Raw genomic sequence first — 20,717 nt, 5'->3', positions numbered from 1 at the left:
AATGGCGCAGATTATCTGGTATTTGGTTTGTGACTTTGACCAATCTTAATGATTGGTTTTTGATTCACATAGCTTACTTCAACTTTGGCACCCTTAATAAGTGATTGATCGCCGTTGATTTTGGCCAACTCGTGGATAACCACCCGATTCCGACCTAAATATTGAACCGCATGATGGGCAGTGATTTCAATCACAGTTCCAGAGTAGCTACTATTACCTGGTTTTATGAATTCAAATCCATAAGATTCAGCAACACGTTTTGCATCATTAAAGCTAATTTCAAAATTATTTAAGAGATATTTTTGATCATTCCGTAGGTGAACATTTTGCCTTATGACTACTTGAGTGCTTTGTCCTATGGCATCAGTAGTTTTTAACTGTTTACCAGCTCTAAGCAGGTGTTTTTCAACCATCTCCAAATGACGCTGCATCTCCAACTCACCTTTATATTTATTCATAAGTTGGTTTATCGAGTGGTCTGTGAACTCTACCCTCAGTCCCTTTTGAGCTGCCACCAATGCCGCACGCTCTTGAAACTCTCTTGGCCCGCTCAATGTTAACTTATTCCCAAACTTTGCTTGAGCTAGTTTCAAAGCAGCCTCAACTGTCAGAGCATCTGTTTTCAGCAAATCTACTTGTTTACCGGTATCCTTGATAACGTCTACACCACGAATTTTATATGTGACCAGACCTCCCCTATTGATCTCAAACTTGAGATTAAATGCCGCTGGATTTAACTTATTAATACTACCTGTAGTCAAAATACTGTTTTGCTCGAGATTGAGCTTAGGCCTGTTTTTTACTAGGCGCATAACCTCAGCCTTTGCCACTTCATCACCTTGCTTTGCGTAACCCTCTAGAAAAAGACGATATTTCTCAAAGTAGTGTTCTTTTTGCTCTATTTTAATGACGTCCCTAATAGCCTCAAACTCAGCTTTAACTTCCAACTCTTGTGTAATTCGCTCCATGTTCGCAATTGAGATTGCTGCTCGACGTTCAACATATTTCAAGCCTGGATTATTTTTAATGTCAGATCGCCTTTTTACATAGGTCGATTTAATTAATTCGATCTTTTGCTTCTGATATGAGTAAGACACCTTCAACTCTTCAGTCAGCCTTAAATAATTGTCGCTACGCTGCTTATGAAATGTCATCCATAGTTGTTTTCTTCGCTCTTTGGAGTGTTTTTCCAACTCATGCCGAAGCTTGTTATCAAGCACATCGCCCCCACCATCATCCATTCGATTATTTCGGAGGTTTTCAACCTTTGATACTAAATTACTGCGGTTTGAGTTTTTTTCTGTCCTACCATGTACCGGGCCAATTTTAGGCTCTGCTTCACCAAGACCTTTAGCAAGATTGCTTCTGAGGTCTAAATCAACTCCATGCAATTTCGCAAAAATGGAATATGTTTTTCGCATATTTTCGACCATATGCTTTTCATGCCATTTACGATCCTTGGCTGCTCCGCCTTTATGAGGAGATTTTGAATTTGCTCGCCGAAAGAACTGATCAGCATCACGATTAATACCATCTAGCTTGCGTTCTGTGAACATCAAATGTGCGTGGACATTTCTGCCCCCATCAGAAGCTTGTTTGTCATGAACAGCCAGGCGATAAGGATGATTGGAAGCTAGGGTTTCGACTGCAAACTCTTTTGCATAGGCGATGGGATCAACAATTTCACGGGGTATCGCAAACTCAAACTCTGTGTAGGTTCGCCCATTGTCTCTTTCCATTCTGTCCGCGACACCAAAGAAGTCAGCGCCATCACGTGCCCAGCTGGGCATGTTTACATCGGCCACAAAAATCACATCGGCTTTTTCTGCATATCTACCTTGACCGGCAATATATGAAGCGTGCTTTTGTCCCCTACCAATCTTGCCATTTTTAACGCTGAAATGCTGACTGGCCATACACGCTACTCCTTTGACGTTCGGGGTTTGCGCGTCGTTTCCTCACGCAGTGAGAAACGGGGAATCGCGCTTACTTTAAAAAAGTAAGCAAACTATAAGAAGGCCGTAGAAGTGTGTAAAGTTAGTGAACAATAAGCTACTTATTAGTTAATAATTAGTGACTTGCACCATATTAAAGAAAATTCAATTGGTCAGATAAATCTCAATAGGGTTTGGAGCTCACTTGAACTTGGAGTAGTTGGAATATCTTGTAATAACTTTCCACTATATTTTCCAAAGTCAATTCTAGTACTCATCAAGATTACGAAAGTGTTGTAATTTGGTATAGCTTCGCCTTTTTGCCATCGCCTCCAATTCCGCTCTGAAGCTTTAGAAGGCACAGTTATTTCTGTCAAAACCTTGGTAACTTTGTCAGTTTCTAATTTTTTAGAATGAGGGCTAATCAGTTGCTCCAGTTTCTGGCAACTTTTTACCTCAAGAATCTCCATTAAAGATAAAACCCATTTAGAAACAAATTTCTTCCCAATGCTCACCCTAAACTCATCACTTTCAGGTCTACCTTTGCCCTTAGTTGATTTTATTTCCTTACTTACGGATTTAAATCGTCTGATAACTCGTTCAGATTGAGTAATTAAAGCTTCCTGCTTCTCAATCTCAAGCTTCAGCTCGCTAATTTTGCGCTGAGCTTTATTAATTTCTAGTTGGGCATACCAAGCGTCCGCCTCCTCCAAACAAGTCCAGTTTTTGCTCTCGCTTTCAAAATATTCAGCCATGTACTGGATGTCATTTTCCAGCTTCTCATGATGCCATCTCATTAACTGAAGACTCAACTCGTCCATTTCCTGCATATTCCCACCACCTTTATATTTCGGACAAATAAATGTTACTAAATAAATTATATGTTTATTTAAAAGGAATTAAAAGGTCATTTAATACTTATTAGTATTTCATTAGTCCTTAATTAATAGACGAGCAAATGGTATGAGTAGAAAGTTCAAGGAGATCGACCCCAACGAATTTGCTAACGCAAATGACATTGATAAAACAACTATCAAAGGAGAAATGAGAAAACTGTATTCAGAAATTGACCGCAAGTTAAAAGAGGGAGGCTGGTCTGCAAAGGATGTTGTTACCTGGTTTAGCGCTCGTGGGTTACCCGTTAGCGTAGAGTTGTTTAGGGTCTATTTACGGGACTTAGATAAGGAGCATGGTTATAAGCGCTCAACCAATGAGTACGTAAATCCAACAGAGAGCCAATTGGGCAATTCATCAGTTACAACCCTCACAAGTACTTCAGCTACCCAGCCTTTTAAAGCCGGTATTAACAACATCACCAACCGACCTACTGCAGGGGAAAGCCCCAAGATCTCTAGCCCAGCTGATCTAAAGAAAGCCAGATCACAAGAGGTTAATTTAGACGATTACGAAGAATAGGACATCAAAATGAAAATTGCAGTTTTGAACTACACGGGCACAGTCGGAAAAACAACGATTGCTGCACATTTGTTATCTCCAAGAATGCCGAATGCAGAAGTATTTGCTATCGAATCAATCAACGAAACCGCCAGTGGTTTAGGGCTTGAAGTTGAGACCATCAAAGGCGAAAAATTTAAAGACCTGTTCAAAAAGCTTCTCAGCTTAACTGACGCGATCATTGATGTTGGTGCTTCGAACGTTGAGGCCTTTTTGAATGGCATGATCAAAGCAGAAGACTCCCATTTGGAGATTGATTTGTTTTTAGTACCGGTTACTAGTGGGTCTAAGGAACAAGCAGAAACCATTAAATTCATAAACACGCTTTCCAGCTTAGGTATTCCTAACGAAAAAATCAAACTCGTATTCAATCGGGTTGAAGAGGACGCAGAACAAGAATTTGCTCGCCTATTCACCTACTCGAAAAAAGAAAATAAATGCATTGCCCTTCCTGAGGCAGCTATTTTTGAGAATGAGTTGTTCGATATGGCTGCAGTAAAAAAAGTCACGATCTCAGCAATTCTCGCAGATGCAAATGACTACAAATCAATGCTTATGCATCTTGGCAAAGATGGCGACAAAAAGCAGGCCTCACAATATGCAGACATGCACTTCATGAAAGCATTGGCCAAGAGCGTAAATCGTAACCTCGATCAAGTATTCGCCACTGTGACCTCATAGGAAACACTATGTCTGACGCTCGCACAAAATTAGACATTCTGTATCAAGAAGTCTTGGGAGATGTGAAAGAAGTACTTGATCGCATGGACCAGTTGAAAAATGAACTGCCTAATGTTTTTGATGGTGCTATAGCTTTAATACAAATAGAGCACAAAAACATTTCCCTCTCTGCAGACAAGCTAAATGCAGGCTCACAAGACATCGTTAGCAAAATTGAGGCATATGTTCAGGCATCTGCAAAAAGCGCCGCTGAGACTGCCAAATTAGACATTAGTCAAGCTGCTGCAGATTCTATAAACGTGCTTATTAAAGGCTCTCTACAACCAATTCTGCTTCAGGCAAATATCGATGCTAACAGCAATTTAGATGAGCTAAGAATGATCTCTGAAAATATCCTAGCCACTTCTGAAACTGCAACGAATAACGCCATTAATTCCCTGAACAGTGCAATAAATAAATTAAAGAAAGATGTCGAGAAAGAAACGGAAAAAATTGAAGCAAACAAGTGGAACCACATGCTTCACAGCGGCATCGGCGCTTTATTTGGAACAGGTTTAACCATAATCATAACCACTATGGCATATCTGTTACTGAGATAAATGGTGAGGTTACTTTCTGAGGGCAGCCTCACCAACATTTCCAAACAATTTCGAAGGAAGAAAATGCAAAACCATTCTACCACTCTCTTAAAGAAAGGCGATCCATTCGTAACTGACAACAGAAAGCTGAATCGATTGCTAAAGATCTACTGGCATCAACTTCACGCCATGGCTGATGCAGAGCTCGCTGGATTACCAGAGCCTACTTTCTTTACACCTAAACTGCCCAAAAATCTGATTACAAGAACTTAACAAGGAGTAATAAATGAATCAAAAAACACGCTCACTAATTGCATTTGCCCTCTTTGTTTGGGCAACAACCTCAATGTATCTGGTTTGGTTTACAAAGTATGAAATGATCGGCGGCTTTGGATTCTTGGTAATGGCTGCCTTGAATATCTATTACAAAAAACATTCAGTTGGGAGTGCAGTATGAAATTTAAGCCAATCTTAATTGCTGCAATCCTCCTGCTGCCTGTAGGATCAGCTCACTCAGATACTGTGTATTGCGTTAACTGTTCCAATGAAGTCATGGAAATGGCTCGCCAGGCACAGAATTTTGCTCAATACGCCCAACAAACCTCAAACATCATTGCTCAATTGGAAGTGATGAGAGCCCAAGCAGAAAGACTGACAACTGCCACACCATTTTCACAAACGTCTTCACTATTAAATAACCTTATGCAAATTGTGAATCAAGGACAGGCACTGGGATACGACATTAGCAACATAACTCGCCGGTTTGAGAGTCAGTACCCTGGTTTCAAGGTGAATGGAAGTTATTACGACAATTACAAAAACTGGTCTCAAACGACTAGCGATTCTCTTCGTGCTGCATTGATGGCTGCAGGAATGCAAATGAATAACTTTGCTACTGAATCTGCAACCGCCGATACTTTGAGAACAATGAATCAGAGTCCAGCCGGTCAATTACAAGCAATACAAATAGGTAATGCAGTTTCCTCAGAAATGCTAGATGAAATGCGTAAGTTACGCCAAATTAATACGGCGCAAATGCAAGCTCAAAACGCTTACATGTTAGGGCAACAGCAGAAACTGGATACCGAACAAGCACAATCCAAACAATTTTTGGATCAGGTTCCATTAAATCCAAAACTCATCAAAAACATGAAGTAGGGGAGCATCTATGAAGAAGACTAAAAATAAAATAATGACGGTGGCCGCAGTAGCAGGTTTCATTATTTATCTGTTGATTAATTCATTCACCAATGGGGAAAAATTTGATCTTGGCAAAGAAACGCTCTCTGCAGATACAGAGGGCAGATCTTCTAAAGAGGCTACAAAGAAAATTTTTGATCAAATTGAATTGAATCCAAATATCGTAAAGAACTCCAGATAGGAATCACTATGCGTTTAATAGTCTATTTTTTGATTTTTGGTTTTAGCAGTGCATTGTTCGCGGCTGAACCAGCAGGTGTTTTATCAACAATTGAGAACTCTTACAAACCCTTGAAAGGCGTATGGCATGCTGCAATCATACCATTTGCTTATTCTCTCTTCTGGAAATTGGTATTACTCGATGTAATCGTTTCCACTTTCAAATTAGCTTTAGAGCGCAAGGAAGTGGGAGACTATATGGCATGGTTTTCTAGAAAGATGCTTACCGTTGGTTTTTTCTATTCGGTAATGAAGTTCAGTGACACATGGATTCCTTACATCATTCAGTCTTTTACGCTGATTGGACAAAAAGCTTCAGGGTATATGGACGCCTCTCCAGACGGGATAGTAGCGTATGGGGTGGATATGGCAATGAATATGCTAGCAGTTCTTGGAAAGCTTGGACTCGGTGATGTAGCGATACTGTTCCTTCCAATTGGCTTTTTTGCCATTTTAATATTTATCGCGTTTTGTGTAGTAGCTGGGCAACTGTTAGTTACATTGATTGAAAGTTATATTGTTGTTGGCGCTGGGGTAATTATGCTTGGTTTCTCTGGATCTCAATGGACATCGGATATGGCAACTGCTTATCTAAAATATGCTGTTGGTACTGGCGTTAAATTGATGATGACTTATCTAATCATCGGAGCTGGCATTATAGTTTTCCAAAATATGTCGATTGATGTAGATAACTTATTGAAATCTTGTGCTGTAGCTTGTGCGCAATCTTTGATATTTGTGTTCTTAGCTTGGAATATTTCTAGTATGGCAAGCGCCATGCTGTCAGGCTCTCCTTCTTCAACACTAGGTGGTTTGATCGGTGCAGCAACAACCGCTACTGCTGCAGTTGTTGCTACTGCAACATTTGCAACCCAAGCGACTAAAACAGGAGCATCGGCTGCTAAGGATCTGGCATCAGGTACTACAGATCTTGCACGTAACTTTGGTTTTAACCGTAGTAACTCTTTAACCGAAGGCTCAAAAAATTCAGTACCGGTTCCAGATCCTACTGGACCTGCGCCAACTGGAGATAAAGGTAATTCAAATAGGTCAGAGTCGCCTGCTGGGGATGCTAATCGCGCAAGCATAAGCGGAGAAGGCAATAGAACAAGCAATGCGATTGATCGATTTGCAGCACAACAGCAACAAAACAAGGCTAGTTCAGGTTCAAGTATGAGTGACAAAATCCGAGATTTAAATAAATATGTACCGCAGGATCAAGCAAATATCCAAGTACAAGGTATAAATCTTAGTCATGGTAAGGATTAAATCAATTAGACAAATAGCCGCTTTCGAGCGGTTATTAACTTAATTCAATAAGGATTAATGAATCATGAAAACTAAAGCAATTCAAGACATGACCATTGAAGAACTTCTCGCTGCAGGATACACCGAAGAAGCTGAAGCTTGGCGACAAAAACACGAGCGGAAAGCTCGTACTCGGCAATTAGTCAAAGATGGGATTCGCTCACCCGAAAGCATGTTTTTGATCCCTAGAGAAGTTGCAAAAGCTTCTAAAGTAAAGCATCGAGGGTTTAAAGATTAACAATTGCGTTTTAGAGTGTGAAAAATCTTTCTAGCGCGCTTTCATCGCCAAATAATATATCAACGTTAATCTTAAATAATTCAGTTTGAAATAGACTGTTTTCTGCTTCCTCCCTGGTAATATTTTTAGGTATGCTTTTGATTTTTCCTTCTTTTGAAATTGCTACGTACAAAGCATCCTGTTTGAGATGATCCTTAACCGGTTTGCGCAAACGCTTCTTTGCTGCTGCCACGACCTCTTTAGCTTTTTTCTCATCAGGGTATGCAGAAGTGAAGCCACCTATCCAGCGGGACTTCGCTTTCTCTGCTTCAATAAAGTTAACTACAGCTTCAGCAAGGCCCTGTTTGATAGCGTGACTACGTAGCGAATCATACAAAGTTGAATCCCAACGTTTATTGTCCGCACTGAGCTTCAACGTGAATGCTTTACTGAACTCTTCTTCAGCTAATATTGCTAGAGCTGTCGCACGGGAATATCGATGTGATTCAAAAAGTAATCGCGCATCTATACTGAGTTCGCAGCCATTGTCATAGGCCGCATGGGCAGCCAATTCGAGATCCTTCGTTAATTGCTCATCAACGTCTTTTTTCCATCCCAGACTTTTATCAGCCATATTTACAAACCTCCAATCTTGCCATTTAAAATAGCCTAGATGATAAACTTCAAAGCATGAAGAAACCGTCTCAAATTTCCAAGACTTACCCATAATGAATAAGATACGACATGGCCACAGCCCCTAAAGACCTTGACGAAATATATGCTGATACATGGGATAGACGAGAGCAAAACCTAGCTGGATTCACTTACGGTGAATATCTCCAGACAGAACATTGGCAACGTATTAGAGAAAGAGCAAGCAAAAGACCAAATTATCAAAAATGTGAGTTCTGTCAGTCTCAGCAAGTTGAATTACATCATACAAGTTACAAATGGATTTTTACTGACAATGAGTTAAGAGTAATCATTAGCCTCTGCCGAACTCACCATCAAGAAATTCATGATCTAGCAAAAGTACATAAAGTCTCAGTCCGAGTGGCTACCAATCTTCTTCGTAGGGTGTACAAACCAAACTACTGGCTAAAAAATAGAATTGAAAAATAGACAATACTTTAAGTGTGTCCTAAAGCTCTCACCTTTCAATTTTCTCAACCAGGTTGAGTGGGAAATTAGCATCATCAATAAGAAAAAAAGTGGCTGAGTGTGGGAAATAGCCCTTATTGCCAAACACTTTAGACCAAATTTTTATCGATTTTACCCTCTAAAAATTCAATCATTGTGAGTTCCGAAAAATCTCACCATAAAAATTGATATACCTGAGTTATCCACAACGGACTAGGTTATATATAGGTTAAATACGGTTAGCGAAGATCTAAACACCTCTGAAAGCCTTATTTCATATGGGTTTAATTGAATTCTGCATATTTCTAAACACAACAATTTCTATTTCTAAACACAAGGTCTGCTATTTCTAAACACAACATTGCCTCCCTCAAAATGATATTTCTAAACACAATAATCATTTCAGTTTAAGCTTACGTTTGACATGCACCAATTCACCCATTATTTGCCAAGACTCCAAGAATCCCACATCGACTAACTTTGTTAATGCCCTCTCAATTAACTGGCGTAGCGAGGCCAAGTTTTCAGTTGCGATGCCTGCACCGCGCTTCAAAGTGCCAATTTTCACGGCATAGGGTTTACTGTGACTAGCATAGTAACTATGCAGCCAAGTAGCCATTCCGTCGGGCAAGGCACAGCGTTGCGACCATTCGAGCTTGGTGTAATGAACATCTCCAAATAACGCTAATAATTCAGGTGCTACCTTAACTTGATATTGACTTAAGGCCATACCTGTCTCATTGCGCCATTTGAACATCGGTATCATTGAAAGACTCACCCCTTCTTTTAACCTCTCAGAGTAAATAGACAAAGAAGTCGCTTGCATGCGTCCTAAGGATTGACGTAAACGCTCATAGCTTCGTCCATCTATAGACCATCCAACTGCCTTACAAAGGGAATATGGGGTGAAATTAACGGTGTTACCTAACGGGCATTCTTTCGCCAGGTGCAGCAGTTGCAACCACACCGTTTCATCATCTTGGCGCAATTCCTCACCAGTGAAAGTAATCCTAGTCTCTCCAATAACTGCAATATTGGATTGCCTCAAATACTCTCTCGCTTGCCTTCTATTTTTCGCATTAAATAATGCTGACTGAGCAATTTCATTTGGTAAACAGCGAAGTCCATCACTCCATAATGGCAATTGCTTTGCAACATTACAAACTTGTTTATTTTGCAGTCGCTTGCTATCACTATTAGTTTTTTTTAACTTAGCTTCTAAAGCTTTTTTTGCAATCTTTGGAAAGGGATGCAGATGAAGATCGGCCTCACTAGTACGAGCACCGTTAACTCCGGTTTCATGATCAGTGTCATCTAACATTCTTGGCCAGCTTCTTATGAATGCCCAGACTCAAGGCAACGTTTTCTTAAGAGCTCAATATTTACCAAACTATATTTGCCAATAGAATAAGTCGGTAAATAGCCTTTATTGATAAACCCTATCACCACTCCCAATGGCAAGCCTGTCAAATCAGCGAATCTTTCCCTAGAAACTAATGGATGCGTAATGCTGTGCTGAACACTGAATTCTGGAGACTCGCTTGAACCGGTTGTATTTTCTTTATTGTTCATCAATATTACCTCACATAGTTAGTTAACGAATATATGAAGTAATGCTAATTAACAATAAATGACCGCTCAATTTCAAATAATATAAATACTTAATTATTTAATTATATTTATTTGTCCGCTTTTCTGATGTCACGCACAGTAAGATATTGTTGAGCAATGCGTGCTAAGACTGAGAAATATTATGGCGATAAATCAAGTAAAAACCGGATGGCAAGTAGATATTCAACCTGGTGGCAGATCGGGTAAGCGGGTCAAAAAGACCTTCAAAACAAAAGCCGAAGCAATTGCATGGGATCGTTATGTCCAAGCTAAAACACAAGAGTCATCTGACTGGGTTCCACCAAAGAAAGACACTAGATATTTAAGAGAGTTAGTAGAGTCCTGGTATCAGTATCATGGTGTAGAACTCAATGACGGCTTGAGACGAAAAAGACTGCTCTTAACTATGTGCGACTCAATGGGGAATCCCAAAGCAGAAACTTTCTCAACTGAACAATTTGCACATTACAGAATTAAAAGAATTGAGGCTGGAATCAAGCCAAATACTCTCAATCGGGAACATGCTTATTTAAGAGCTGTTTTCAATGAGAATATCCGCTTGGGCAATTGGAAGAAAGCTAACCCACTATCTCAACTTAGAGCTTTTAAAATTCAAGAACAAGAGCTTTCATATCTAACTCTCCCTCAAATCCAAAAACTGTTAAAGCGCCTCGAGTTATCTACTAATCCCCATGTCATGCTGATCACCAAAGTTTGCTTAGCAACAGGCAGTAGATGGGGCGAGGCAGAAGCTTTACGTATATCTCAAGTGAAGAATGGTCTTATTCAGTATGTGAACACAAAATCTACCAAGGCCAGATCTATTCCTATTTCAAGAGATCTCGAATCACAGCTTACTGAACATCATAAAACTCATAAAAATGGCCAAAGGATATTTTCATCAGCTTACTCTGCTTTCAGGGAAGCTCTTGAGCAGGCTAGCCTTAAATTATCTGAAGGCCAACTAACTCATATTCTGAGGCACAGTTTTGCGAGTCATTTTATGATCAACGGAGGCAATATCATCGCATTGCAAAAAATCCTTGGGCACTCTAGCCTTGCGATGACAATGCGTTACGCTCACCTATCTCCAGAGCACTTACAAGAAACCCTAAGCCTTAACCCATTAGCTAAGCTACACTCCGGTTCATCCTTGCACGACTAAGATAATTTTTATCATTATCAATAAACTTAATTTTTGAATTTCATTTGCATTATTTCCATAATTGTGGAAATATAGAATATATGGATATTAAATCGGCAGTGACACAACTCTCATCAATCGCTCAAGAGGCACGCTTGGAGATATTCCGCTTGCTCGTTCAAGCAGGAATTGAAGGGCTACCAGCGGGAAGTATTGGTGAGCAGCTAAAAATACCGCCAAGCACGCTCTCTTTCCACCTTAAAGAACTGAGCTATGCCGGACTGATTAACTCACGCCAGGTCAGTAGATTCATTTACTACACAGCAAACTATGCGGCTATGAATGGTTTGCTTGCATACCTCACTGAGAATTGCTGTGCAGGTGTCAACAATTGCTGTCCCGATGTAACAAGCTGTAATTCCGAGAAAGGTAACGAATCATGAAACGTATGCATTTGCATGTCTCCGTTGACGACATCACTCAGAGTGTCGGCTTCTATAGCAACCTTTTTGGCGCATCTCCAACCGTATCTAAACCGGACTATGCCAAGTGGATGTTGGATGACCCGTTAGTTAACTTTGCCATTAGCAAGCGTGGCGCTAAAGCTGGCTTAGACCACATTGGGATTCAGGTTGAGAATGAGTCTGAGCTTGAGGAAATCAAAGAGCGCTTAGAAAAGGCAGAGCTTAGCTTGGTGACTGAGGAGGGCACGACTTGCTGCTATGCAAAGTCAGACAAGCATTGGGTGCAAGACCCTTCAGGCATTGCTTGGGAAACTTACCGCACATTAGACAGTGCACCTACATTTAGCGGACAAGAAACACCAGAACATAGCGCGGCCTGCTGCATTCCTGCCACTCAAAAGATTGAGTTCGCTACAAGAAAGAAGTGCTGCTAAATGAATGCTACTGCCCAACCAAGCGTAATCAGTAGCTTTGAGCGTAACCTGACATGGTGGGTGCTTGGCTGCATTGTGGTCGGCATTGGATTAGGTCAGGTATTCCCTAGCTTTTTCCAAGCTGTAGGCGGTCTCAAGGTGGCTGAAGTAAATCTACCTGTGGCTGTCCTCATATGGTTCATGATTATCCCCATGCTGCTTAAAATTGACTTCAAGACCATGGGCGATGTTCTGGCGCATGGCAAAGGGATAGGCGTCACATTGTTCATCAACTGGATAGTGAAGCCTTTTTCTATGGCCTTGCTAGCTTGGATATTTATCCGGCACTTATTCGGTGACTTGTTACCCGCAGACCAGATTGACAGTTATATAGCAGGCCTGATTTTGTTAGCGGCTGCCCCATGCACGGCGATGGTATTTGTCTGGAGTGGCTTATGTGGTGGAGAACCTAGGTTCACGCTGTCTCAAGTTGCACTGAATGATGCCATTATGCTGTTTGCCTTTGCGCCGCTGGTAGCGTTGCTGTTAGGTCTGTCCAGTATCGTCGTACCATGGGACACACTCGTACTGTCTCTGCTGTTGTTCATTGTCGTGCCTGTGGTCATCAGTCAGTTTATACGTGAGGTCTTGCTGGCAGGTCGTCCGAGAGCACTTGATGCATTGCTTAAGCGCATTCAGCCTGTATCTCTGTCTGCTCTACTTGCCACACTGGTCTTGCTGTTTGGCTTCCAAGGTCAACAGATAATCGCACAGCCGTTTGTCATCGCTTTGTTAGCTGTGCCTATCATCATTCAGGTGTATTTCAATTCCATGCTGGCTTACTGGCTGAATAAGAAGCTCAAGGTGGCTCACTGTGTAGCAGCTCCGTCTGCCCTGATTGGTGCATCAAACTTCTTTGAGCTGGCTGTAGCAACGGCTATCGCTCTATTTGGGTTCAACTCAGGTGCAGCGTTAGCCACTGTTGTCGGTGTGCTCATTGAGGTGCCTGTCATGTTGTCTGTAGTGGCTATCGTTAATCGTAGCCGTGATTGGTACGAAACTGCCTAACAATCGAAAGTTATAAATGAACATCCTATTTTTATGTACAGGTAACTCCTGCCGCTCAATCCTAGCTGAAGCTACATTCAACGCTTTAGCGCCAGAAGGCACGAAAGCAATGAGTGCAGGGAGTCAGCCTACAGGTGAGGTGCATCCACGTTCTATAGCGTTGCTTAAGCGTGAAGGCATAGCTACCGACGGTTATTACAGTAAGTCATGGGATAACCTACCAGTGACACCAGACATCGTGATTACAGTATGCAGCAATGCAGCAGGGGAGACCTGTCCAGCTTATCTTGGCAACGTACTAAGAGCGCATTGGGGAGTGGATGACCCAGCCAAGGCGACAGGCACAGACGCTGAAGTTGACGCCTCATTCATCAAGGCATACTCAATACTTCGCAAGCGTATTGAAGCATTCTTAAGTTTAAGCCCTGAGTTGTTAAGTGACAAAGAAAAGCTAAAGCAGGAGTTGCAACGCATTGGTGAGATTGAATCTGTATAATCAGTTTATCTAGTCACACTCTGGATTACTGATGGCAAGCTGCTGTGAAGACAAGGGATGCGAAGTAACGGCTTTGAGGGAGTCTCATAGTCGAGTGCTTTGGGCTGTTCTAATCATCAATGCAGTGATGTTTGTTGTTGAAGCCTACTCCGGCATAGTTGCTCACTCAACGTCACTGTTGGCAGACTCTTTAGACATGCTGGGAGATGCAATTGTCTACGGCTTCAGCTTGTTTGTCTTGGCAAAGTCTCTCCGCTGGCAGGCTGTAGCTGCTGTGATTAAAGGCGTATTCATGCTGGCCTTTGGAGTTGGAGTGCTACTAGAGGCTGTCTATAAGGTCTTAAATCCAGTTGTGCCTAATGCTGAGCTTATGGGGACGATAGGTGCGCTTGCTCTGTTTGCTAACCTCGTTTGCTTTGGCATGCTTTATAGACACAGAAGCGACAACTTAAACATGAGTTCGACTTGGTTATGCTCTCGAAATGACCTGATTGCTAATGTCGGAGTATTGATTGCAGCGGGTGCCAGCTACTGGTTAACCTCACGCTGGCCTGATATTGCGGTAGGGACTCTTATTGCTGGATTGTTCCTGCACTCCTCTGTATCTGTCTTGAAGGAGGCACTTGAAGAGTTGCGTCAGCCGTCTCCTGCTCCGGTTAGTCAGCCTCAGCCTGTGGCCATTAGCGTTAGTATGCCAATCAGGCAAAATAAAAAGTAACAGAAGCCTGATTCTTCATTAAGTTAAACTCAAGAAACTTCGTCATGTTTGAATTAAAAACTATTACACTTTTTGTGATCACTGCCCTTGCCGAAATCATTGGATGTTATCTGCCTTATCTGTGGCTGAATCAAAATAAAAGCCCACTCTTGTTGATTCCTGCTGCAATTTCATTAGCTATCTTTGCGTGGTTATTAACACTGCACCCTTCCGCTGCGGGGAGAGTATACGCAGCATATGGTGGTGTTTATATATTCGTAGCCATTTTCTGGCTGTGGGCAGTCGATGATATAAAACCTAGCAACTGGGACTTCCTGGGGGCGAGTGTAGCGTTACTAGGCATGGCAATTATCATGTTTGCACCAAGAAATTAAGCACGTGCCTTTGTAAGCATACCCTATGCAACCCTATAAACCACTTCCAGTCTTCTCTAGTGGCTTTGCTGTCGGCACATTGGGAGGACTTATTGGGCTCGGTGGTGCTGAGTTCAGACTCCCATTGCTGATTGGCCTATTCGGCTTTGATGCACTCTCAGCGGTCATCCTTAACAAAGCTCTAAGCCTTGTCGTAGTGGCATCCTCATTACCGTTTCGGATGGGGACAATATCCTTATCAAGCATCTTGGAACGATGGGATGTGATTGTTACCTTGCTGGCTGGTAGCCTAATAGGTGCATGGTGTGGTGCCTCATGGGCTACTAAGCTGAAGTCTAAGACACTCTGTCGGGTGCTTGCGGTGTTGCTGGTGCTGATTGCGGTAGCATTGCTGTTCGGTCATGAGCCGAACACAAGTAGCGGGGCATTGCTTACTGGTGTGCCTCTGGTCATCACAGGCATTATTGTAGGATTTGGGATTGGGATAGTAGCTGCCCTAATGGGTGTGGCTGGAGGTGAGTTGCTAATCCCGACGATTGTCTTATTGTTTGGTGCTGATATTAAACTTGCGGGTAGTTTGTCATTGGCTGTCAGTCTCCCCACGATGATTGTAGGCTTCACCAGATACAGTAGGGATAAGAGCTTCAGCATCATTAAGCAGCAAAAGCGCTTCCTCTTGATTATGGCTGCTGGCTCGCTGGTTGGTGCTTATTTAGGAGGCCGCTTGCTTGGGATTATTCCGACTTCATATTTATTACCGTTGCTGGCAATAATTCTGGTGGTTTCCTCACTAAAAGTGTGGAGCCACTCCCACGCTGAATAGTCTGCATGCCATTTAATCTCACTTTTTTAACGCCCCCTGCAGAACAGACAAGATCCATAGTTAAATATGCCGATGCGGCGATACGATAAAATTACGAGTTATATTAAAACCATGTGATTTTACGTGGATAAGGGAGTGGAAATGATAGTTGAACATGACGGGCAGTTCTCAATACATGCACCCTACCAAGCCTTTTACATTCAATCCATGCTCTTCAATACAGCATCCGCACTTCAGGCATGTAGTAGAGCCTCCAAATACATTGAAGCTATATCCCATGGCCAAATTGGACCTCAAGACAGAAAAGATGAGTTGCTCGATTGCCTACAGAATTTCATCAACCATAGCGGTGCAGTTTCAAGATACTTCTTTCCTTCATTTGGTGGTATGAAGAAGGACAAGAAAGATATTCATCAGAAACGTGCTGAGCACCTGCGAAGAATTTTTGAAGTTGATGACACTAGCCCATTTCACAATAAAAAACTCAGAGATGCCATTGAACATTTTGATGAACGGCTTGACCGCTATCTTGAAGAGGGAATTGTTGGACAGATATTTCCAAGCCTTATCCTAAATAGGCCCGAAGAAACAGAAGTTCCACACCATATTTTTAGGGCCTATTATCTAAATGAGGGGATTTATCAAGTGCTAGGTGAGCGGCACCATATTCAACCAATCCTGAATGAAATGATTAGAGTTCATGATTTCTTAATCAAGTTTGACGAAAATGGCGGAATGCTTCGCACCGATTCAAAGAGTTAAATTGAAACAAATAATTTGCAAACTTCTCTAAACTTCCCGCACCTTTAAAGCTCAGTTGAACTTTTGTTGAACTTCCAAAATAAAAAAGGGTTACGAATTAACGTAACCCTTTGATTTTATTGGTGGCCCCTCTGTGAGTCGAACACAGCACCAACGGATTATGAGTCCGCTGCTCTAACCAAGCATGAGCTAAGGGGCCGGAAAGGGTTGGATTATAAACTAATCCTGACCGTTTTCTAAGAAGCTGCGCAGGCGCTCCGAACGGGTCGGGTGACGCAGTTTGCGCAGTGCTTTCGCTTCGATCTGACGGATACGTTCACGGGTCACGTCAAACTGTTTGCCCACTTCTTCCAGCGTGTGGTCAGTGTTCATTTCGATACCAAAGCGCATGCGCAGCACTTTAGCCTCGCGTGGCGTCAGTGACTCCAGCACCTCACTGGTCGCATCGCGCAGGCTGGCGTAAACCGCTGCGTCCATCGGGGCCAGGGTGGTGTTGTCTTCGATAAAGTCACCCAGATGAGAGTCTTCATCATCACCAATCGGGGTTTCCATCGAGATCGGTTCTTTGCTGATTTTGAGGATTTTGCGGATTTTCTCTTCCGGCATTTCCATTTTCTCAGCCAGGGTTGCCGGATCAGGTTCGAGGCCGGTTTCCTGCAGGATCTGGCGGCTGATACGGTTCATTTTGTTGATGGTTTCTATCATGTGTACCGGGATACGGATAGTACGTGCCTGGTCAGCAATGGAGCGCGTAATCGCCTGGCGGATCCACCATGTTGCGTAAGTAGAGAATTTGTAACCACGGCGGTATTCAAATTTATCCACCGCTTTCATCAGGCCGATGTTGCCTTCCTGAATTAAATCAAGGAACTGCAAGCCGCGGTTGGTGTATTTTTTGGCAATCGAAATCACCAGGCGCAAGTTAGCTTCAATCATCTCGCGTTTGGCGCGACGGGCACGGGCTTCGCCGGTGGTCATTTGTTTGTTGATTTCACGCAGCTCTTTGATCGGCAGGCCGACACGGTTCTGCAGGTTCTGCAAGCGCTCCTGCTGATCCAGGATGGAGTGCCTGAAGCGTTCCAAACGCTCGGCATAGGCCGGTTTACCAGCCAGTTCACTATCCAGCCAGTCCAGGTTTACTTCGTTACCTACAAAGCTCTTGATGAATTGCTGGCGCGGCATATTGGCTTTGTCTACACAGAAGTCCATGATTTTGCGTTCGTGTGTACGCACTTCTTCGACCATGCTGCGCACCTGATCACACAAAGCTTCTACCTGTTTGGCTGAAAAACGGAAAGCAGTCAGCTCATCCAGCACTTGCTGGTGCAGGTCTTTGTATTCGTCATTCTGCGTACCAACGGTAGTGCGGATCTCGTTCATTTTGGCGTTGGTTGCCCGGATCACGGAGAAGCGGTTCATAACCTCGTCCTTGAGTCGTGCCAGTGCTTCGGCAGACATAGCAGAAGCCTTGGCACCATCGTCGTCCTCTTCCTCTTCGTCTTCCTCTTCTTCGTCGCTGTTTTCTTCTTCGGTTTCAGCCACGGCCAGCGCGTCATCCAGCCCCAGGTCGCTATCAATCAAGCCATCGACCAGCTCTTCGACGCTCATCTCATCTTTTTCGACCTTGTCGACCATCTCCAGCAGCTGGGCGATGGTTGTCGGACAGGCAGCAATCGCCTGCACCATGTGCTTGAGGCCATCTTCAATACGCTTGGCAATTTCAATCTCGCCTTCCCGTGTCAGCAGGTCTACCGTGCCCATTTCGCGCATGTACATACGCACCGGGTCGGTCGTACGGCCAAATTCGGAGTCCACAGTCGCCAGGGCCTGCTCGGCCTCTTCGGCAGCGTCTTCATCAGTGACGGCGGGTGGCGCATCAGACATGAGCAACACTTCGGCATCAGGCGCTTCTTCATAGACCTGGATACCCATGTCATTGATCATGCCGATAATACTTTCGATCTGCTCCGAGTCCTGCACATCATCCGGCAGGTGATCGTTGATTTCGGCGTAAGTGAGGTAGCCGCGCTCTTTACCCAGAACAATCAGGGTTTTCAGGCGGGTACGGCGTGCTTCGGCATCCAGGGCCTGGGTGGCGGGATCTTTAGGGGTTTCGACTTCGTTGATTCCGAGTTCTTTATCTAAACTTTTATCTGCTTTTGGTCTGGCCATGGCCGATTCCACCTCTAAAATAATTGTTGTCGGGTGCTGATCTTGGCTTCTGATACAACACCCGCTATAACATTACGGGAAACCCTCTATTTTACCTGATTTTTGTACTTTCTTTAAGTATACCCATGATGCTTTTCAGGGATATATGCAAAAACAGGTTAGCGCTTGCTGGTCAATTGCCGCAAAGCCTCCCGCTCAGCGGCAGTGAGCATGGAAAAAGGCTTTTCCGTAAGCTTGCCCAACAGGGATTTGTCACGTGTTGCAAGCGCCATATCGGATAATTGGGTACACGCCCCTTCAAATTCAAGCGTAAAGTCCAGGCTTTCATCCAATAAAGATAGTTCCCTATGTAGTTGATTACGCAGCATATCTGAAATCGCCGGGCTGATGATTTGCAACAACACCACCGGCCGCGACTCCGGCTTTGCCAGTGCTGCCTTGACCACTTCGCGCAGCATGTGTGCCTCGTCGCTTTCGCCCAGCACATGGTCCAGCAACTCCATGCGCGCCCATTGGGGCCGCATCAGCAACATCAGCGCCAAGCGCACATGCAGGGATAACGGTGTTCGCGCGCGCTGGCGTGGTGCTTTTTCCTGAATCTTTTTCGGGTCCGGCAATTTCAGCATACGCCGTATTTCGCCTTCACCCAGCCCGGTCATTTCCGCAATTTTCTTGCGCAACAACATGGCATAACGCGGCGCCTGAATCTGCTTGAGAATAGGTTCGGCATCATTGAGAAACTGCACCTTATCCTCTTGTGAAGCCAGCGGATTATGTTCACTCAAATGCTGGATAATGTATTGCGAGAGCGGCATGGCCTTATCCATTTCGGCCTCAAACGCTTCTTTGCCAAACTCGCGCACAAAACTGTCCGGGTCATGCTCGGCCGGTAAAAACAGGAAACGCAACTTGAGCCCGTCCTTAATGGCGGGCAAGGCGTTCATCACTGCGCGCCAGGCTGCCGTACGGCCGGCATTATCGCCATCAAAGCTGAAGACGATCTCATTGGTCTGGCGCATCAGTTTGGCAATATGGAACGGCGTGGTGGCCGTTCCCAGTGCAGCGACTGCATATTCAATGCCGTATTGCGCCAACGCTACCACATCCATATACCCTTCCACCACGAGGACACGCCCGGCATCGCGAATTGCGCGCCGCGCCATAAACAGGCCATACAACTCATGGCCTTTCTGGAACAGCGGCGTTTCCGGCGAGTTATAATATTTGGGCGTATCTTCCGGGTTGATCACGCGCCCGCCAAAACCGATCACCTCGCCCTTCTGGTTATGGATAGGAAACATGACGCGATCGCGGAAGCGGTCATAACGGCGGCCCTGTTCGTTCTGTACCACCAGACCTGCGATCTCGAGTGCTTCGGCATCATATTGCGGAAACACCGCCTGCAGATTTTGCCAGCCTGCCGGGGCATAGCCGATCTGGAATTTGGCTGCCACCTGCCCGCTTAACCCGCGCGCTTTCAGGTAATCAATGGCACTCGGTGACTGCTTTAATTCGGCTTTGTAATAATTAGCCGTTTGCAACAAGGTTTCCTGCAAACTCAGCATCACCGCTTTTGATGGGGGCGCTGGCTGGCTGGGATCGCGTTTTTCCTGCGGCACAATCATGCCGACTTGCTTGGCCAACTCATGCACCGCCTCCACAAAACTGAGGCCGTTATACTCCATCAGGAAACTCAGCGCCGAGCCATGCGCGCCACACCCGAAACAATGGTAAAACTGCTTGGTCGGGCTGACGGTAAAACTGGGGGATTTTTCGTTATGGAACGGGCAGCAGGCAGAATAATTCGCTCCGGCTTTTTTCAGTGGTACAGCTTTGTCGATGACTTCAACAACATCGACACGATTCAGCAGCTCTTGAATAAAACTCTCGGGGATCATAAGTGCAAGTATCGCATATCGTGCCGCGGCTGGCACGATGGT

General features: G+C 44.0%; 25 protein-coding genes and 1 tRNA gene. 18 read left to right on the top strand and 8 right to left on the bottom strand.

Going from position 1 to position 20,717, the window contains the following annotated elements; genetic code table 11:
- Positions 1-11: 11 nt before the first annotated feature.
- Both BLP53_RS07595 and BLP53_RS07590 read right to left on the bottom strand, forming a co-directional pair.
- Complete coding sequence (locus tag BLP53_RS07595; RefSeq protein ID WP_091471569.1) at positions 12-1,916, bottom strand: LPD7 domain-containing protein; 1,905 nt, start codon at positions 1,914-1,916, stop codon at positions 12-14.
- A 191-nt stretch (positions 1,917-2,107) separates the two neighbouring features.
- On the bottom strand, positions 2,108-2,764 hold the full coding sequence (locus BLP53_RS07590) for a hypothetical protein (RefSeq protein WP_143001357.1): 657 nt from the start codon (positions 2,762-2,764) through the stop codon (positions 2,108-2,110).
- 133 nt (positions 2,765-2,897) lie between these two features.
- Here BLP53_RS07590 and BLP53_RS07585 point away from each other — a divergent pair, with 133 nt between their 5' ends.
- The 8 genes from BLP53_RS07585 (at position 2,898) to BLP53_RS07550 (ending at position 7,613) form a co-directional block, all read left to right on the top strand.
- On the top strand, positions 2,898-3,350 hold the full coding sequence (locus BLP53_RS07585) for a hypothetical protein (RefSeq protein WP_091471567.1): 453 nt from the start codon (positions 2,898-2,900) through the stop codon (positions 3,348-3,350).
- Between the two features lie 9 nt (positions 3,351-3,359).
- Entirely contained in the window at positions 3,360-4,070 is a 711-nt protein-coding gene (stbB, locus tag BLP53_RS07580; protein ID WP_091471566.1) for a StbB family protein, read from the top strand.
- 8 nt (positions 4,071-4,078) lie between these two features.
- A complete protein-coding gene (locus tag BLP53_RS07575; protein WP_091471565.1) occupies positions 4,079-4,669 on the top strand; it encodes a hypothetical protein in 591 nt (196 codons plus the stop codon).
- A 265-nt stretch (positions 4,670-4,934) separates the two neighbouring features.
- Positions 4,935-5,105 (top strand): hypothetical protein, encoded by a 171-nt coding sequence (locus BLP53_RS13650; RefSeq protein ID WP_176755236.1) that lies wholly within the window; start codon positions 4,935-4,937, stop codon positions 5,103-5,105.
- Positions 5,102-5,806, top strand: coding sequence for a P-type conjugative transfer protein TrbJ (gene trbJ, locus BLP53_RS07565; protein WP_091471563.1), 705 nt, complete (start codon positions 5,102-5,104; stop codon positions 5,804-5,806). The genes BLP53_RS13650 and trbJ overlap by 4 nt, the downstream gene beginning before the upstream one ends.
- Before the next feature lie 10 nt (positions 5,807-5,816).
- Positions 5,817-6,029, top strand: coding sequence for a hypothetical protein (locus tag BLP53_RS07560; RefSeq protein ID WP_091471562.1), 213 nt, complete (start codon positions 5,817-5,819; stop codon positions 6,027-6,029).
- A gap of 8 nt (positions 6,030-6,037) precedes the next feature.
- Positions 6,038-7,336 (top strand): P-type conjugative transfer protein TrbL, encoded by a 1,299-nt coding sequence (gene trbL, locus BLP53_RS07555; protein WP_091471561.1) that lies wholly within the window; start codon positions 6,038-6,040, stop codon positions 7,334-7,336.
- A 64-nt stretch (positions 7,337-7,400) separates the two neighbouring features.
- On the top strand, positions 7,401-7,613 hold the full coding sequence (locus BLP53_RS07550; protein WP_091471560.1) for a hypothetical protein: 213 nt from the start codon (positions 7,401-7,403) through the stop codon (positions 7,611-7,613).
- A 10-nt stretch (positions 7,614-7,623) separates the two neighbouring features.
- On the opposite strand, the gene BLP53_RS07545 is transcribed toward BLP53_RS07550, so the two are convergent.
- Positions 7,624-8,226, bottom strand: a complete 603-nt coding sequence (locus BLP53_RS07545; RefSeq protein WP_176755235.1) for an AbiV family abortive infection protein — start codon at positions 8,224-8,226, stop codon at positions 7,624-7,626.
- Between the two features lie 110 nt (positions 8,227-8,336).
- Here BLP53_RS07545 and BLP53_RS07540 point away from each other — a divergent pair, with 110 nt between their 5' ends.
- Entirely contained in the window at positions 8,337-8,714 is a 378-nt protein-coding gene (locus BLP53_RS07540; RefSeq protein ID WP_091471558.1) for a hypothetical protein, read from the top strand.
- 415 nt (positions 8,715-9,129) lie between these two features.
- On the opposite strand, the gene trfA is transcribed toward BLP53_RS07540, so the two are convergent.
- Entirely contained in the window at positions 9,130-10,053 is a 924-nt protein-coding gene (trfA, locus tag BLP53_RS07535; RefSeq protein WP_091471557.1) for a plasmid replication initiator TrfA, read from the bottom strand.
- Positions 10,054-10,067: 14 nt separating this feature from the next.
- Positions 10,068-10,304 carry a hypothetical protein gene (locus BLP53_RS07530; RefSeq protein WP_091471556.1) on the bottom strand — a complete coding sequence of 79 codons (237 nt, stop codon included), beginning with the start codon at positions 10,302-10,304 and terminating at the stop codon, positions 10,068-10,070.
- A gap of 181 nt (positions 10,305-10,485) precedes the next feature.
- Between BLP53_RS07530 and BLP53_RS07525 the strand changes: the two genes are divergently transcribed.
- The 9 genes from BLP53_RS07525 to BLP53_RS07485 all read left to right on the top strand — a co-directional run bounded on the left by BLP53_RS07525 (position 10,486) and on the right by BLP53_RS07485 (position 16,605).
- Complete coding sequence (locus BLP53_RS07525) at positions 10,486-11,508, top strand: phage integrase (protein ID WP_091471555.1); 1,023 nt, start codon at positions 10,486-10,488, stop codon at positions 11,506-11,508.
- An 80-nt stretch (positions 11,509-11,588) separates the two neighbouring features.
- Positions 11,589-11,930 (top strand): ArsR/SmtB family transcription factor, encoded by a 342-nt coding sequence (locus BLP53_RS07520; RefSeq protein ID WP_091471554.1) that lies wholly within the window; start codon positions 11,589-11,591, stop codon positions 11,928-11,930.
- Positions 11,927-12,385 carry an ArsI/CadI family heavy metal resistance metalloenzyme gene (locus tag BLP53_RS07515; RefSeq protein ID WP_091471553.1) on the top strand — a complete coding sequence of 153 codons (459 nt, stop codon included), beginning with the start codon at positions 11,927-11,929 and terminating at the stop codon, positions 12,383-12,385. The genes BLP53_RS07520 and BLP53_RS07515 overlap by 4 nt, the downstream gene beginning before the upstream one ends.
- Positions 12,386-13,432: an ACR3 family arsenite efflux transporter gene (gene arsB, locus BLP53_RS07510; protein ID WP_091471552.1), complete on the top strand. Its 1,047-nt coding sequence runs from the start codon at positions 12,386-12,388 to the stop codon at positions 13,430-13,432.
- Positions 13,433-13,448: 16 nt separating this feature from the next.
- A complete protein-coding gene (locus BLP53_RS07505) occupies positions 13,449-13,928 on the top strand; it encodes an arsenate reductase ArsC (protein WP_091471551.1) in 480 nt (159 codons plus the stop codon).
- 31 nt (positions 13,929-13,959) lie between these two features.
- Complete coding sequence (locus tag BLP53_RS07500; protein WP_091471550.1) at positions 13,960-14,646, top strand: cation diffusion facilitator family transporter; 687 nt, start codon at positions 13,960-13,962, stop codon at positions 14,644-14,646.
- A 44-nt stretch (positions 14,647-14,690) separates the two neighbouring features.
- Positions 14,691-15,020 (top strand): YnfA family protein, encoded by a 330-nt coding sequence (locus BLP53_RS07495; RefSeq protein ID WP_091471549.1) that lies wholly within the window; start codon positions 14,691-14,693, stop codon positions 15,018-15,020.
- Positions 15,021-15,045: 25 nt separating this feature from the next.
- Positions 15,046-15,843, top strand: coding sequence for a sulfite exporter TauE/SafE family protein (locus BLP53_RS07490; protein WP_091471548.1), 798 nt, complete (start codon positions 15,046-15,048; stop codon positions 15,841-15,843).
- A gap of 141 nt (positions 15,844-15,984) precedes the next feature.
- Positions 15,985-16,605 carry a hypothetical protein gene (locus tag BLP53_RS07485; protein ID WP_091471547.1) on the top strand — a complete coding sequence of 207 codons (621 nt, stop codon included), beginning with the start codon at positions 15,985-15,987 and terminating at the stop codon, positions 16,603-16,605.
- Positions 16,606-16,725: 120 nt separating this feature from the next.
- On the opposite strand, the gene BLP53_RS07480 is transcribed toward BLP53_RS07485, so the two are convergent.
- The 3 genes from BLP53_RS07480 to dnaG form a co-directional block, all read right to left on the bottom strand.
- A tRNA-Ile gene (locus BLP53_RS07480) sits at positions 16,726-16,804 on the bottom strand.
- 20 nt (positions 16,805-16,824) lie between these two features.
- Positions 16,825-18,777, bottom strand: coding sequence for an RNA polymerase sigma factor RpoD (gene rpoD / locus BLP53_RS07475; RefSeq protein ID WP_091471906.1), 1,953 nt, complete (start codon positions 18,775-18,777; stop codon positions 16,825-16,827).
- Between the two features lie 158 nt (positions 18,778-18,935).
- The gene (dnaG, locus tag BLP53_RS07470) at positions 18,936-20,675 is read right to left on the bottom strand and encodes a DNA primase (RefSeq protein WP_091471546.1); all 1,740 of its coding nucleotides are present in this window, start codon (positions 20,673-20,675) and stop codon (positions 18,936-18,938) included.
- Positions 20,676-20,717 lie beyond the last annotated feature (42 nt).

Origin of the sequence: Methylophilus rhizosphaerae (assembly GCF_900100975.1) — a bacterium.
In the GTDB taxonomy this organism is placed as follows: domain Bacteria; phylum Pseudomonadota; class Gammaproteobacteria; order Burkholderiales; family Methylophilaceae; genus Methylophilus; species Methylophilus rhizosphaerae.
The sequence above is the reverse complement of the archived record's forward strand: the minus strand, read 5'-3'. Positions and strand labels throughout refer to the sequence as shown.